The 14518-nt window shown below is 65.2% G+C and carries 15 protein-coding genes; 8 read left to right on the top strand and 7 right to left on the bottom strand.

The window, feature by feature from the left end:
• Positions 1 to 41: 41 nt before the first annotated feature.
• Positions 42 to 965 carry a polyprenyl synthetase family protein gene (locus tag KMZ68_RS25315; RefSeq protein ID WP_215613810.1) on the bottom strand — a complete coding sequence of 308 codons (924 nt, stop codon included), beginning with the start codon at positions 963 to 965 and terminating at the stop codon, positions 42 to 44.
• Between the two features lie 244 nt (positions 966 to 1209).
• Here KMZ68_RS25315 and mtgA point away from each other — a divergent pair, with 244 nt between their 5' ends.
• The 3 genes from mtgA (at position 1210) to KMZ68_RS25300 (ending at position 2995) form a co-directional block, all read left to right on the top strand.
• Positions 1210 to 1887 (top strand): monofunctional biosynthetic peptidoglycan transglycosylase, encoded by a 678-nt coding sequence (mtgA, locus tag KMZ68_RS25310; protein WP_249779472.1) that lies wholly within the window; start codon positions 1210 to 1212, stop codon positions 1885 to 1887.
• Between the two features lie 148 nt (positions 1888 to 2035).
• The gene (gene rpmF / locus KMZ68_RS25305; RefSeq protein ID WP_027540899.1) at positions 2036 to 2221 is read left to right on the top strand and encodes a 50S ribosomal protein L32; all 186 of its coding nucleotides are present in this window, start codon (positions 2036 to 2038) and stop codon (positions 2219 to 2221) included.
• Between the two features lie 147 nt (positions 2222 to 2368).
• Entirely contained in the window at positions 2369 to 2995 is a 627-nt protein-coding gene (locus tag KMZ68_RS25300) for a hypothetical protein (RefSeq protein WP_215616472.1), read from the top strand.
• Between the two features lie 13 nt (positions 2996 to 3008).
• Here the strand turns inward: KMZ68_RS25300 and KMZ68_RS25295 are convergent, their stop codons facing one another.
• Positions 3009 to 3314, bottom strand: a complete 306-nt coding sequence (locus KMZ68_RS25295; protein WP_249779471.1) for a hypothetical protein — start codon at positions 3312 to 3314, stop codon at positions 3009 to 3011.
• A gap of 328 nt (positions 3315 to 3642) precedes the next feature.
• Between KMZ68_RS25295 and KMZ68_RS25290 the strand changes: the two genes are divergently transcribed.
• Complete coding sequence (locus tag KMZ68_RS25290; protein ID WP_249779470.1) at positions 3643 to 5334, top strand: putative bifunctional diguanylate cyclase/phosphodiesterase; 1692 nt, start codon at positions 3643 to 3645, stop codon at positions 5332 to 5334.
• Between the two features lie 185 nt (positions 5335 to 5519).
• On the opposite strand, the gene phaR is transcribed toward KMZ68_RS25290, so the two are convergent.
• Positions 5520 to 6131: a polyhydroxyalkanoate synthesis repressor PhaR gene (phaR, locus tag KMZ68_RS25285; protein ID WP_215613807.1), complete on the bottom strand. Its 612-nt coding sequence runs from the start codon at positions 6129 to 6131 to the stop codon at positions 5520 to 5522.
• A gap of 419 nt (positions 6132 to 6550) precedes the next feature.
• On the opposite strand from phaR, the gene KMZ68_RS25280 reads away from it, so the two are divergent.
• From KMZ68_RS25280 to yddG, 3 genes are all read left to right on the top strand, one after another.
• Positions 6551 to 7729, top strand: a complete 1179-nt coding sequence (locus KMZ68_RS25280) for an acetyl-CoA C-acetyltransferase (RefSeq protein ID WP_215613806.1) — start codon at positions 6551 to 6553, stop codon at positions 7727 to 7729.
• Positions 7730 to 7900: 171 nt separating this feature from the next.
• Positions 7901 to 8626 carry an acetoacetyl-CoA reductase gene (gene phbB, locus KMZ68_RS25275; protein WP_215613805.1) on the top strand — a complete coding sequence of 242 codons (726 nt, stop codon included), beginning with the start codon at positions 7901 to 7903 and terminating at the stop codon, positions 8624 to 8626.
• 229 nt (positions 8627 to 8855) lie between these two features.
• Positions 8856 to 9728, top strand: a complete 873-nt coding sequence (gene yddG / locus KMZ68_RS25270; RefSeq protein ID WP_215613804.1) for an aromatic amino acid exporter YddG — start codon at positions 8856 to 8858, stop codon at positions 9726 to 9728.
• Between the two features lie 163 nt (positions 9729 to 9891).
• On the opposite strand, the gene KMZ68_RS25265 is transcribed toward yddG, so the two are convergent.
• Both KMZ68_RS25265 and gloB read right to left on the bottom strand, forming a co-directional pair.
• A complete protein-coding gene (locus KMZ68_RS25265) occupies positions 9892 to 10317 on the bottom strand; it encodes a cupin domain-containing protein (protein WP_215616470.1) in 426 nt (141 codons plus the stop codon).
• Between the two features lie 22 nt (positions 10318 to 10339).
• Positions 10340 to 11107, bottom strand: coding sequence for a hydroxyacylglutathione hydrolase (gene gloB / locus KMZ68_RS25260; RefSeq protein WP_215613803.1), 768 nt, complete (start codon positions 11105 to 11107; stop codon positions 10340 to 10342).
• 154 nt (positions 11108 to 11261) lie between these two features.
• Between gloB and KMZ68_RS25255 the strand changes: the two genes are divergently transcribed.
• On the top strand, positions 11262 to 12002 hold the full coding sequence (locus KMZ68_RS25255) for a class I SAM-dependent methyltransferase (RefSeq protein ID WP_215606861.1): 741 nt from the start codon (positions 11262 to 11264) through the stop codon (positions 12000 to 12002).
• A gap of 143 nt (positions 12003 to 12145) precedes the next feature.
• Here KMZ68_RS25255 and KMZ68_RS25250 read toward each other — a convergent pair whose 3' ends face one another.
• Together KMZ68_RS25250 and prmC are read right to left on the bottom strand one after the other, a co-directional pair.
• The gene (locus tag KMZ68_RS25250) at positions 12146 to 12913 is read right to left on the bottom strand and encodes a DUF4167 domain-containing protein (RefSeq protein WP_215613802.1); all 768 of its coding nucleotides are present in this window, start codon (positions 12911 to 12913) and stop codon (positions 12146 to 12148) included.
• A 557-nt stretch (positions 12914 to 13470) separates the two neighbouring features.
• Positions 13471 to 14355 (bottom strand): peptide chain release factor N(5)-glutamine methyltransferase, encoded by an 885-nt coding sequence (gene prmC, locus KMZ68_RS25245; protein WP_215613801.1) that lies wholly within the window; start codon positions 14353 to 14355, stop codon positions 13471 to 13473.
• Positions 14356 to 14518: the final 163 nt, after the last annotated feature.

Raw genomic sequence — 14518 nt, 5'->3', positions numbered from 1 at the left:
AGGCAACAAGCTCGTCGAGTTCCTGCCTGGCCGCCGGCACGTCAGTTCTTGCGATCGGCGACGAACCGCGCCGCCGCGCGCAGCACGTCGCCCTTGGCGCCGAAGATCGAAAGCGCGGAGTCGGCCTTGGCCAGCAGATCGCGCACGCGCTGCTTGGCGCCGTCGATCCCGAGCTGGGTGACGAAGGTGGTCTTGCCCAGCGCCGCATCCTGTCCGGTCTGCTTGCCGAGCGCGGCCGCGTCGCCCTCGACGTCGAGCAGATCGTCGGCGATCTGGAACGCTTCGCCGAGCGCGCGGCCGTAATCGTCAAGCGCCTGGTATTGCGCCGGCGTGGACTGGCCGAGGATCGCGCCGGCGATGCAGCCGTAGCGCAACAGCGCGCCGGTCTTCATCTGCTGCAGCCGCGCGACGTCGACCGGCTCGCGGTCGCCGAACCGGCCTTCGCCGGCGAGGTCAAGCATCTGGCCGCCGACCATGCCGCCGATTCCCGACGCCCGCGCCAGCGCGCGGGTGAGCAGCAGGCGCACGGTCGGGTCGTTATGGAGTTCGTCGCGGGTGATGATGTCGAAGGCGAGCGTCAACAGCCCGTCGCCGGCCAGGATCGCGGTGGCGTCGTCGGTCTTCTTGTGCAGCGTCGGCCGGCCGCGGCGCAGATCGCTGTTGTCCATCGCGGGCAGGTCGTCGTGGATCAGCGAATAGCAGTGGATGCATTCGAGCGCGGCGCCGGCCAAAAGCGCCGCCTCGCGCGGCACGCCGAACACGGCCGAACTCTCGACCACCAGGAACGGCCGCAACCGTTTGCCGCCGCCGAGACTGGAATAGCGCATCGCCTCCATCAGCCGCTTCGGCCGCGCGATTTCGTCGGGCAGCAGCGTATCGGACAACAGCTTCGCCAGCAGGGCTTCGGTATCCTCCGCGGTCTGGTCCAGTCGTTTCGCAAAGTCGGTTGCAGTGGCGGTCGTCATCAAGGAAGCTCCGGGGGATAGTCTTACGTCGATTTGGCCGGACAATCGTTGATGGCACCGGCTTCGTCAATTCCGCCGGCGGGGTCGCGGCGCCTTAAAAGCGCTGGAAAAACCGGGATTTATCCTTGAGATATCCCCAATGCCGGCCCCTTCGCCGCCTTTTGCCCTAACCCCCCGCGCGTATTCTGCTCGCAAAACCCGTATCCACTCTTGCGGAATACGCGCTGAACCAGAAACCTCAGATTTGCGCATTGCCCGAAATCTGCTGCTGATCGCGCTGGCCGTATTGTTGCTGCCGTATCTGCTGGCGCCGTTCTATCGCGCCGGCCATCCGGTCTCGACGCTGATGGCCTGGCGCTGGCTCAAGGGTGCGCCGGTGTCGCGGCAATGGATCGATTTCAGGGCGATTTCACCGGCGCTGCCGCGCTCGGTGGTGGCGTCCGAGGACGCCAAATTCTGCAGTCATCGCGGCATCGACTGGGACGCGCTGCGCGACGTGATTGATGACGCGGAGGACGGCGAGGTGGCGCGCGGCGGCTCGACCATCACCCAGCAGGTGGCGAAAAACCTGTTCCTGTGGCCGGGCCGCAGCGTGGTCCGCAAGGCCCTGGAGATCCCGCTGGCGATGTGGATCGATTTGGTGCTGCCGAAACAGCGAATCCTGGAGATTTACCTCAACATCGCCGAATGGGGGCCGTCCGGCCGGTTCGGGGCCGAGGTGGGGGCTGGCTACGCCTTCGGCCACTCCGCATCCAGCCTGTCGCCACGGGAAGCCGCGCTTTTGGCGGCAATCCTGCCCAATCCCATCAGGCGCAGCGCCCGCAATCCCGGCCCGGGCGTCCGCCGTCTGGCCGGGACCTATGTGGCCCGGGCGCAGGCCCCCGCCCTGCAGCGGTGCTGGAGCGAAAATCGCGCTTTTTGAGCCATTTGGGCGTATTTTGAACCTAGCTTTGGCGCACCCCTTCCTCTATAAGCGCGGCCTTATCGGCATTTCAGCTCGTGGCCCAAAAAGCGCTTGAGCGGTCCGCCCACGGACGATGCCTCCGACAACACCCCTAGAGGACACCGACATGGCCGTTCCCCGTAGAAAAACATCGCCCTCGCGGCGTGGCATGCGCCGCTCGGCGGACGCGCTGAAGAAGCCGACCTATGCCGAGGACAAGGATTCAGGCGAATTGCGCCGTCCGCACCACCTCGACCTCAAGACCGGCATGTACAAGGGCCGGCAGGTGCTGAAGGCCAAGAAGGAATCCTGACCGGGGCGGCAGGCGGCAGGCCGGGACGGTCCTGCCTGCCTGAATTCGGCCAACGCGTGAGGTGAGACGATCTCCTGCGGCGGACCGGGCGGTCCGCCCGAAAGCGCCTTGATTTTCTTGGCTGGAAAGAAGGCCTCGCCGATGTCGATGATCGGTTTTCCGCTTCTTCTGATTCCGCTCGCGATCTACAACATCATCGTCTTCCTGATGCCCGGCGTTTCCTTCGCCGATCCGGTTCTGAAGCTGACGCTGATGTCCGACGTCGATTGGCCGGTGAACCTCAGCGATATGCTGCTGGCTCTCAGCGTCTTGATGCTCATGTTCGAGGTCATCAAGGGCGCGCGCCCGGGCGCGAAATATCTCACCGATCATTTGTTGTCGCTGGTCGTGTTCGGCGCCGCGGCCGCCGAGTTCCTGCTATGGCCGAAATTCGGCACCTCGACCTATTTCCTGCTGACCCTGCTCGCGCTGGTGGATTTCCTGTCGGGCGTTGCGCTGCGGACGCGGCGCGGGACGCAGCTGGCGTCAGCTCCCGCGGTCTCGCGGCGGGGTGCGCCAAAGGCCGAAACGGCTGCACCCGAACCTCCGTTCGAACCTCAGTCCGCGCCGGCCCCTTCGGCGGCGGCGCCGGCCGCCGAATCGGTGCCCCTCGATCGCGCCGAACCGAAAATCGTGCATCCGGAGGTTACGACGCACGCGCCCTCGCCGGAGGTTCCTTCCCCGGGATTGCAGCCGGGCGACGGTTCGCACCCGTCGCCGGACGCGCCGCGCTAGCTCTCGAGTTTAGTTAGATGGTTTGCCTGGTCCGGATGCCCGCTATCCGGGCCTGAGTCTGGACCTGGCGCTGGCTCGTGCTGTAGGCGATCCGCGCGTCGGCGGCCGTTGCCCGCCGCAAGCCGCGGGTCTGCGGGGCGTACTCGGCGGTGGCCAGCAGTTGGGTGACAAAGGTCGAGGCGGGCCGGGAGGGCGGCTGGCTGGCGGTCCTCGTCCATTCGGTGCGCTGGACCATCGGCACCAGCGCGACACAGGCGGGCCTGGCGTCGGCAACGCCGCCGTCATTTGCCGTCTGCTCTGGTCGACTGTTGCTTGACATCGCAAATCGAAATCCGGCTGAACTGTCGCGTTCTGGGACGCGACGCCCGTTCCGATCTCCTCATCGCAAGGGCCATGCCGGAGCTCGCCGATCGGTTCCCGGCGGCCTCGCAACGTGGTTTCCGAATTGTTTAGGAACTTTGCGCGGAGCATCTTCCGGCATGGCCGGATCCGGTTTGCCGCGGGAAAATGCTCCCCTTTAACGATTCGCGCGTATCATGAACGCAAAGCCGGTCCCCACTTTTGCGGAATACGCGCTGGCCGGGGGCAAAACAGGCACTATCCTCAAGGCCGCGAATCACCCGGCAGTGTCCCGAAATGAGGCGTCCGTGAAACCCGTTGCCCCGCAAGCTTCCACCATCCTTGCTTCGCTCGGCCAGGCGGCGTTCGTGTGGGACATCGCCACCGACGCCATTGTCTGGAGCGATCAATTGACCTCGGTCTTTCCGGATATTCCGGCGGAGACGCTGGCCAGCGGCGCCGAGTTTTCCAAGCTGATCGAGCCGGCGCGCACGATCCGGTCGGACGCGCTGGGCCACGCGCCGCCGGCGCGCGGCGGCGACGGCGTGCCCTACCGGATCGAGTACGGCGTGCGGACCTCTACCTCCGCCCCGGTGCTCTGGATCGAGGAAACCGGCTGCTGGTTCGCCGGCGCCGACGGCAGGCCGGCGCACGCCCATGGCATTGTCCGCGTCAACAACGAACGCCACGCCCGCGACGAGCAGCTCTTGAAACTGTCGCGCAACGACCCCTTGACCGGCGAACTCAATCGCACCCATCTGATCGCCTCATTGGCCGAGGCCATCGAAGAATCCTCGCGCTTCCGCACCTCCTGCGCCTTCATGCTGATCGGCATCGATCGTCTGGCGCGCATCAACGATGCCTTCGGCTTCGACGTTGCGGATGCGGTGATTTCCGAAGTGGCGCTGCGCATCCGGGCGCGGCTGCGCGCCGGTGACGTGCTCGGCCGCTTCTCCGGCAACAAATTCGGGCTGATCCTGAAGAACTGCACCGTCGACGACATGAATGTCGCCGCCGAGCGGTTCCTGGCTGCTATCCGCGACGAGGTGGTGCCGACCCGGTCCGGCCCGGTCTCGGTCACCGCGTCGATCGGCGCGGTCAGCATGCCGCGCTATGCGCACAACGCCGACGAGGCGATCAACCGCGCCCATGAAACGCTCGACATGGCCAAGCGCCGCCGCGCCGGATCGTTCCTGGTGTGGCGTCCCAATGTCGAGCGCGACGCCCAGCGCCGCGTCAATATCCGCGTCACCGACGAGATCGTCACCGCGCTCAACGAGCGCCGGATCGTGATGGCATACGAGCCGGTGGTCGAAGCGCGTTCGCGGGATGCGGCGTTCTACGAGTGCCTGGTCCGCATGGAGCAGGGCGACGGACAGGTTCTGCTGGCGCCGGACATCGTTCCGGTGGCGGAGAAGCTCGGCCTGATCCGGCTGGTCGATCACCGCGTGCTCGAGCTCGTCGTGGCCGAACTCGCAAACTCGCCGCAGGTGCAGCTCAGCCTCAACATCTCGCCCGACACCACGATGGACCCGGACTGGTGGGCCTCGATCGAATCGCTGATGCGCGCCCATCCGGGCGTGGCCGAACGGCTGATCGTGGAAATCACCGAAACCGTCGCGATCCAGGATATCGACGACGTCCGCGGCTTTGTCACGCGGCTGAAGAACTTCGGCAGCAAGATCGCGATCGACGATTTCGGCGCCGGTTACACCTCGTTCCGGAATCTGCGCAAGCTCGGCGTCGATATCGTCAAGATCGACGGCGCCTTCGTGCAGAACATCGCGCGCTCGGCCGACGATCGCGCCTTCGTGCAGACGCTGATCGATCTGGCGCGCCGGCTGCAGATCAGGACCGTCGCGGAATGGGTCCAGGATGAGGAGTCCGCGGTGATGCTGCGCGAATGGGGCTGCGACTACATCCAGGGACGGCTGATCGGGCTGGCGTCATCGGAACGGCCGTGGGACCGGCGCGCGACGGTGTTGCCGGCGGCGGGCTAGAACCTTCCGGCACCAAGAAGACTTCGTCGTCCCCGTGAACCCAAGGGACCCATACGCCGCGGCCCATCGGTCAGGCGATGTGGTAGACGCCTTCCTTCAACAACACCGATTTGTGGTTATGGGGCCCTGCGTTCGCGGGGACGACACGCGGGAAAATTCCCGTGCAGGCACGACAAAGGAAGAAACTACTCTTCCTTCTTCGGCTCTTCCTTCTTCGGCTCTTTCGACATCCGCTCGAGCCGTTCCTGCATGTCCTTCATCTGGCGGCGCAGGTCGTCGATATTGTCTGCGTCGGGCGCCGGCTCCGGCGCCTTCTCGGGCTCGGCTGCGGCCCCGGCGCGCGGCGGCACGAACGGCTTGAACATCGAGAAGGTCTGCTGAAACAATTCCATGTTGCGGCGGACGTGCTCTTCCAGCGGTGCGAAGGGCGTGCCCGAGAAGGTGTTGGTCAGCTGCTTGCGGAACTTTTCCTGCTCGCGGGTCAGCGTGTCGATCGACTGTTCGAGATATTTCGGCACCACCATCTGCATGCTGTCGCCGTAGAAGCGGATCAGCTGCCGCAGGAAGGTGGTCGGCAGCAGGTTCTGGCCGGCCTTGTTTTCCTGCTCGAAAATGATCTGCGCCAGCACCGAGCGGGTAATGTCGTCGCCGGTCTTGGCGTCGTAGACGAGGAAGTCCTCGCCCTCCTTCACCATCGCTGCGAGATCCTCGAGCGTCACGTAGGTGCTGGTGCCGGTATTATAGAGCCGCCGGTTCGCGTATTTCTTGATGGTGGTGGGTTGGTCTGATTTCGCCATGGCTCACACAATGCACACCGAGGACAAGGGAACCCGACGGCATCGCCGAAGGGCAGACGAGCAACGCATCGCAGCAAAGTAAGCATTTTCAATGCGGTTCGGCTACCGTTTTGTGCACCACGGTTAATTCCAAAGCACAGGCACTGCTCAGGAATATCCCACGCGGTCGGCAACGGCGGTTAGCGGTTTGCCGTCAGGCCGTATGCAACCTGAGGTAGGGCAGTTTCTGACGGCAAGCCGGCTGCCACTTTGCCCGAAAATACCCTGATGCCATTTTGAGTGCGCTGCGGTAAGATTTTGGACTTGGCCGATTGACATGCCTCAACTCCGTTAACAGGATGAGGCAGGAGACTGGCCCGCCACTCCGGCGTCCGCCACCCACGCCCTAAAGCCCCCAAGCTCAACCTCAGGAGATGTCCATGTCAGACGATGTCGTCATCGTCGCCGCTGCCCGCACCCCGGTCGGTAGTTTCAACGGCGCCTTCGCCACCACGCCCGCGCACGATCTCGGCGCCATCGCCATCAAGGCCGCGCTGGAGCGCGCCGGGATCGAGCCAGGCCGCGTCTCCGAGGTCATCATGGGGCAGATCCTGACCGCGGCGCAGGGCCAGAACCCGGCCCGCCAGGCCTCGATCGCCGCCGGCATCCCGGTGGAAAGCCCGGCCTGGGGCGTCAATCAGCTTTGCGGCTCGGGCCTGCGCACGGTGGCGCTGGGCTATCAGGCGCTGCTCAACGGCGATTCCAACATCGTCGTCGCCGGCGGCCAGGAATCCATGAGCATGGCTCCCCACGCGCAGTATCTGCGCGGCGGCACCAAAATGGGCCCGGTCGAGTTCATCGACACCATGATCAGGGACGGCTTGTGGGACGCCTTCAACGGCTACCATATGGGCAATACCGCCGAGAACGTCGCCCGGCAGTACCAGATCACCCGCAACCAGCAGGACGAATTCGCCGTCGCTTCGCAGAACAAGGCCGAGGCCGCGCAGAAGGCCGGCAAGTTCAAGGACGAGATCGTCCCCGTCACCATCAAGACCCGCAAGGGCGACATCATCGTCAGCGATGACGAGTATCCCCGCCATGGCGCGACCCTCGAAGCGATGGCCAAGCTCAAGCCGGCGTTCGAGAAGGACGGCACCGTCACCGCCGGCAGCGCGTCGGGCATCAATGATGGCGCCGCCGCCGTGGTGCTGATGACCGCGAAGCAGGCGGCCAAGGAAGGCAAGAAGGTGCTGGGCCGCATCGTGTCGTGGGGCCAGGCCGGCGTCGATCCCAAGATCATGGGAACCGGCCCGATCCCGGCGTCGCGCGCCGCGTTGAAGAAGGCCGGCTGGAATATCGGCGACCTCGATCTGATCGAGGCCAACGAAGCGTTCGCGGCGCAGGCCTGCGCCGTCAACAAGGACCTCGGCTGGGATACCTCCAAGGTCAACGTCAATGGCGGCGCGATCGCGATCGGCCACCCGGTCGGCGCCTCCGGCGCGCGGGTGCTGGTGACGCTGCTGCACGAGATGCAGAAGCGCGACGCCAAGAAGGGCCTCGCCACGCTGTGCATCGGCGGCGGCATGGGCATCGCGATGTGCATCGCACGCGACTAAACTTGCAGCGCAGCGTGATGAAAAGATCATCTCGCAACTGCGTGGCTTATCCTTAAGATGAAGCGCCCGGCCTCGATGCCGGGCGTTTTATTTCTTGATGTTCGTCAAACGGCCCGCTTAATTCGACGCTAAGCAAAAGCAGGTCAAAAAGCGCCAAGGGAAGGATTCGACATGGCACGTGTTGCGTTGGTGACGGGGGGCACGCGGGGCATTGGCGCTGCGATCAGCAAGGCGCTGAAGGCTGCCGGTTACAAGGTGGCCGCCAGCTACGCCGGCAATGACGCGGCGGCGGAAAAATTCAAGGCCGAGACCGGAATCCCCGTCTACAAATGGGACGTCAGTTCCTTCGACGCCTGCACCGCCGGCATCAAGAAGGTCGAGGCCGAGCTCGGTCCGGTCGACGTGCTGGTCAACAATGCCGGCATCACCAAGGACGGCGCGTTCCACAAGATGACGTTGGAACAGTGGAACGCAGTCATCAACACCAATCTCGGCTCGCTGTTCAACATGACCCGCCCGGTGATCGAGGGCATGCGCGCCCGCAAATTCGGCCGCGTCATCAACATCTCCTCGATCAACGGCCAGAAGGGCCAGTTCGGCCAGGTCAATTATTCGGCCGCCAAGGCCGGCGACATCGGCTTCACCAAGGCGCTGGCGCTGGAGAATGCCAAGGGCGGCATCACCGTGAATGCGATCTGCCCGGGCTACATCAACACCGAGATGGTGCAGGCGGTGCCGAAGGAGGTTTTGGAGAAAAACATCCTGCCGCTGATCCCGACCGGCCGCCTCGGCGAGCCCGAGGAGATAGCCCGCGCCGTGGTGTTCCTCGCCGCCGACGAGGCCGGCGGCATCACAGGCTCGACGCTGACGGTCAACGGCGGCCAGTATATGGTGTGATGCGTTTGCGCGCGCCGCCGTTGCGCTAAGCCATGAGCTCTAAAGAGTCGTCATGCCCGGGCTTGTCCCGGGCAACCACGTCTCTATTACGTTGCGAGAGGAAGACGTGGATGGCCGGGCCATCTAGCGCGAAGACGCGCGGAGCCTGTCATCGGGCCGCACTTCGCGCGGACCCGTTGGCGCTTTTGCCCGGCCATGACGGAAAACTGATTCGAGCCGCTCATAAACGATGACCCCACGCACCGCTACCCTGATCGGACTGACTGCAATCCTGATGTGGTCGCTGCTCGCCGTGCTGACGGTGGCGACCGGAAAGATTCCGGCGTTCCAGCTCGCCGCCATGACGTTTGCGGTCGGCGCGCTGGTGGGAGCGCTGACCTGGATCGGGCGGCCGGAAGCGATGCGCGCGCTGCGGCAACCGTCCACGGCCTGGCTCGTCGGGATCGGCGGCCTGTTCGGCTACCACGCGCTGTATTTCCTGGCGCTGCGCTTTGCGCCGCCGGCCGAAGCGGGTCTGCTGAATTATCTGTGGCCTCTCCTGATCGTGGTGTTTTCCGCCGTCCTCCCCGGCGAACGGCTGTTGCCGCATCACATCATCGGTGCCTTGCTAGGCCTTGCCGGCACGGTGCTGCTGTTTGTCGGAAACAGCAGCGTCGATTTCGCGCCCGGCCAACTGCCCGGCCTGATCGCGGCCCTCGTCGCGGCCTTCGTGTGGGCGGCCTATTCGGTGATGTCGCGCAAGCTCAAGGCGGTGCCGACCGATGCGGTGGCGGGTTTCTGCGCGGCGACCGCGCTGCTCGCGGCTGCGGTGCATGGGCTGGTCGAGGTCACGGTCTGGCCGGATACGTTGGCGCAGTGGATGGCGATCGCGGCGCTCGGCGTCGGCCCGGTCGGCGCTGCATTCTATGCCTGGGATATCGGGATGAAGCGCGGCGACATCCGCGTGCTGGGGGCGGCGTCCTATGCGACGCCGTTGCTCTCGACGGCGTTTCTGATCCTGGCGGGTTTTGCCCGGCCGAGTGCGAACATCGCCGTCGCCGCAATCCTGATCGCCGGCGGTGGTCTGATCGCGGCCAAGGACATGTTCGCGCGGCGACGTTAGAGCGTTTTCCACTTCAGATGCTCCATCCTTCGAGACGCATCGCTTCGCGATGCTCCTCAGGATGAGGTCCCAGTCCCTCATGGTGAGGGGCGCGTCTTCGCGCGTCTCGAACCATGAGGCCCCGCGAGAAGCATACTGGTTCGGGCAAGCTGGAAAACGCTCTCTAGCCCGGAGGCATCCAACCCTTCGGCGCCAGTTCGAAGGCTGCAAAATCGAATCCGGGCGCGACGGTGCATCCAACCAGCGTCCAGTCGCCGGCGCTTTCGGCCGATTGCCACGCCTGCGCCGGCACCACCACCTGCGGCAGCTCGCCGGCGGCGAGATCGGAGCCGAGCCGGACGGTGCGCCAATCCGCATCGTCGGCGATCTGCAGGGTTAGTGCGTGGCCGGCGTAATAATGCCAGGTCTCGACCGCGTCGATGCGGTGCCAGTGCGAGCGTTCGCCGCGCGCCAGCAGGAAATAGATCGCGGTGGATGCGGATCGCCCGTCGGCGTCGACGCGGCTATCGCGAAAGGTCTCGCGATAGTGCCCGCCCTCGGGGTGCGGCTTCAATTCGAGCCGCGCGACGATTTCGGCGGCGGTCGGCAGCTCAACCATCAGGATCTTGCCATCAGGATTTGTTCTTGCGTTCGCGCAATTCGCCGAACACTTCGGCGGCGCTCCTGCCCTTCATCCGCACGCCGGCGGCGACCGACGGTTCGTCGGCGCGCAGGAACACGTTGGCCTTCTTCTCGTCGCCGAGCAGCGTCGGGACGGTCGGCTTGTTGGCGGCGCGCAGCCGCGTCACTTCCTCGGCGCGCGCCTTCAGCGCCGCATTGTCGGGCTCGACAGTGAGTGCAAATTTGATGTTGGCGGCGGTATATTCGTGGCCGCAATAGAGTTTGAAGTCGTCGGGCAAGGCGCGCAGCTTCAACAGCGATTCCCACATCATCGGATAGTTGCCTTCGAACACCCGGCCGCAGCCGATCGAGAACAGGGTGTCGGCGGCGAACAGCGCCTTCTCGCCGTCGAATACATAGCTGACGTGGTCGAGCGTGTGGCCCGGCGTTTCCAGCACCCGCGCCAGCAGATTTCCTATCTTGACGACATCGCCCTGGCCGGCGCGCAGGTCGACATTGGCGATTTTGGTAGACTTGTCGTGCGGGCCGACCACGCGGCAACCGTATTTCTGCTTCAGCTCGGCGACGCCGCCGACATGGTCGCCGTGATGATGGGTGATCAGGATATCCGTCAGCGTCCAGCCTTCGCGCTCCAGCGCCTTGATGATGGGCGCGGCTTCCGGCGCGTCGATCGAGGCGGTGGCCTTGGTCGCGGGGTCGTGGATCAGATAGCCGAAATTATCGTTGAGGCAGGTGAACAGGCGAATTTCGGCGGCCATGATATCTCCGTGGTCCGGGTGAGGCGTCATCCAGCGGGGCGGGCACGCTGGTACCGCCGCATATGGGCATGAAATATGGCGTTAACGCTTCGCAGGCAATGCCATATTCGGCGCGCCGTTCCGCCCTGCGGCGTGTTAGATTGAATTCATGACCATCGATGTCATTGATCTCCGCAATTTCTATTCGCACCGCCTCGGCATCGTGGCGCGGCGGCTGATCAACCGCGGCATTCATGCGCGCTGGCCCAACGCGCAGGGTCAGCGTGTGCTCGGTCTCGGCTATCCGACGCCCTATCTCGGTCTGTTCCGCGAGGATTCGGAGCGCTGCATCGCCTTCATGCCGGCGGCCCAGGGCGTGCTGAAATGGCCGACCGCGCGGCCGACGCTGGCAACGCTGGTCGATGAACTTTCGCTGCCGCTGCCGGATGCCGCCGTCGACCGCATCCTGCTGGTCCATGCGCTGGAAATGTCCGACGATCCCGAAGGCCTGTTGCGCGAGGTGTGGCGGGTGCTGGCGCCCTCGGGGCGGATGATGGCCGTCATTCCGAACCGCCGCGGGGTGTGGACACGCACCGACAACACTCCGTTCGGTCACGGCCGGCCCTATTCGCGCTCGCAGATCACGCAGTTGCTGCGGCAGACCTGGTTCACGCCGGCGTCCTGGGGCGAGGCGCTGTTCATGCCGCCGGTCGCCGGCGGCTGGTTCCTGCGTTCGGCGATGGCATGGGAGCGGGTCGGCGCGGCGCTGTCGCTGCCGTTTGCCGGCGTGCACATCGTGGAAGCCACCAAGCAGGTCTACCGCGCGATCCCGGCGCACCGCGAACGCACGCGGCTGATTCCGGCGCTGGAGCCGGCGCTGGTGCCGTCGTCACTGCAGCGGGACGATTCTTTGTAGGGGTAGGGTGGGCAAAGGCGCTCTTGCGCCGTGCCCACCATTTCTTGCCGATTGCGATATCAACCGGGTTGGTGGGCACGCGGAGCCTGTCACCGGGCGCGCATTCGCGCGACCCGTTGGCTTTGCCCACCCTACGAAGCTGCTTACTCATTCCCCGGATTGAAGTCCTCGCTGGGCGCGGCAGGCGCGGCGACCCCTTCGGGGCGCGGGCCGTGCGGCCGGCGGCGCCGGCGCGGGAAGCGTTCGCGCTCGCCGCCTTCGAAGCCGCCCAGGCCGCCGCTGATCTGCGGCTGCGGTCCGGTGATGAACGACGGCAGGCGGTCGACGCCGCCGCTGTCGGCAATCACCGGCTGCGGTTGCGGTTGCGGCTGGAACTGCGGTTGCGGACGATGTTCGCGATGTTCGCGATGCTCGCGGTGTTCGCGAGGCTGATGCTGGTCGCGCGGCTGATAGGATTGCCCGTCGCGCTGGTGGTCGCCGCGCTGGGGATTCTCGCGCGGCACGAAGGGCTGCGGCTGCGCCGGGACGAAGCCGGGCTCCTGCCCGAAATGCGAAAAGCTCTCGCCCTCGTCGTCGTCGCCGTCGGTGGCGGCGGCGGGCATTTCATTCTCGGTGCGCGGCTGCGGCTGGTTCTGCCGGAACTGTTCCTGTGCGGCGGCGATCAGGCGGAAATAATGTTCGGCGTGCTGATAGTAATTTTCGGCGGCTACCGGGTCGCCGGAAGAGCGCGCGTCGCGCGCCAGCTGCACGTATTTTTCCGCGACATGGGATGCGGTGCCGCGGATCTTGATGTCGGGTCCGTTGGACTCGAAAACCCGGGTCATCGGGTTCTGGCCGCGCCGGCCGCCATCATTTCGGTTCTGATTGCTCCGATTGCGCATCCGCTTGTTTTGGTTCTGACCGTTTCTCATGTCTCGCCTTTATTCCAGCCCTGAAGTTACCAGCCTTGAAGCTATTGCCTTGAAGCTATTGCCTTGAAGTCGTCGGCCTTGAAGCCGTCAGCCTTGAAGTTGTGAGCCTTGAATTGCCTTGTCATCGTTACATCGCGTCAGGCATGCGTCACGCGCACCCGACCGCAGTGCAGCTCAGTTCCACACAGATTCTGCCATACGTCGCGGTCAGCAAAGACGCGTTCCCCAACACCCAGCCTACGCCGCTGGCTGCATCAAATCAGTCCGCCTGCCAAAACAAGCACAGGTTTCTTGCGTGAGTTTTCAAGCGCAATATCAGGCTTTCGTTCGCTTTGCGGTCGGAAGCAGCGCAGCTCTTTCAGCCATCGCGCTCAACTGGACCTGCGTTTTGGAACCTTTCACTCGGGGCGGGCTCTCGCTTTGAGAACTCTGGCGTCCACCCGCAATATCCCTTCGGGGGTATCTACGGGGCCAGCAACCCTGGACCGATGTTGTGAGCGGAACGTAGTCGCTCCCGGGCAATATTCCAAGTGGTTTTTTTGCCTTCCAATCGGGCTTTATGACGGCATTTTCCGGCCGGCGACGGCCCGTCGGATACCCGCCAGGTCGGCCCTGGCAGGCTTCTCCGCAGTTAACCCGGCCGCGGTCATCAGACCCCCGACGTCGCCGTCCTGGCCCTGTCCCACTTCCACGACGAGTGCGCCCTTTGGCGCCAGCAGCCGCGCCGCCTGCGGGATGAGCGCGCGATAGGCGTCAAGTCCGTCCGGGCCGCCGTCGAGCGCGCGAAGCGGATCGTAATCCCGGACCTCGGCCGCGAGACCGGCGATGTCGGCCGAGCGGATGTAGGGCGGATTCGAAACGATCAGATCGAACGGGCCTGACAATGCCGCCGCATAATCGCAGGCCACGAAGCCGGCACGGCCGGCAAGCCCGAGATTGGCGGCGTTGGCGCGCGCCGTCTGCAGCGCCGTCACGCTGATGTCGGTGCCTATCCCATCTGCGTCTGACAGTTCGGATAACAGCGCCAGCAGAATCGCGCCGGAACCGGTGCCGATGTCGGCGATCCGCGGCCGGCGATCCCGCCGCGGCGTTCCGCGCAGCATCTCCAGCGCCAGTTCGACCACGGTTTCGGTGTCGGGCCTCGGCACCAGCGTCGCGGCCGAGAGGGTGAGCGGCAGTCCCCAGAACTCCCTGGTTCCGAGAATGCGCGCGACCGGCTCGCCATCGAGGCGGCGGCGCGCAAAATCCTCGAGACGAATCGATTCGGCCGGCGTCAGAAGCCGGCCGGCGGCCGTGATCAGGCCGGTGAGATCGAGACCGAGCACTGCACCGGCCAGCGTCCGCGCGTCGAGTTCGGCGGAGTCGATGCCGCCGGCCTTGAGCCGGGCGGTCAACGCGCGCCGCGCGATCTCGACGGTTTGGCCGGCGAAGGGATCGGTCATGCCGCGTCCTTGCCCAGCACTATCCATGCGTCGTCCCCGCGAAAGCGGGGACCCATACGCCGCGGCCTCACGATATGGGTGGTGGAGGTTGATACCTCCCGCGACAGCGAGCGTCTGTGGTGATGGGTCCCGGCTCGCGCTTCGCTTGGCCGGGACGACAAGG

It is taken from the genome of Bradyrhizobium sediminis, assembly GCF_018736105.1.
Taxonomy (GTDB): Bacteria; Pseudomonadota; Alphaproteobacteria; order Rhizobiales; family Xanthobacteraceae; genus Bradyrhizobium.
The sequence above is the reverse complement of the archived record's forward strand: the minus strand, read 5'-3'. Positions and strand labels throughout refer to the sequence as shown.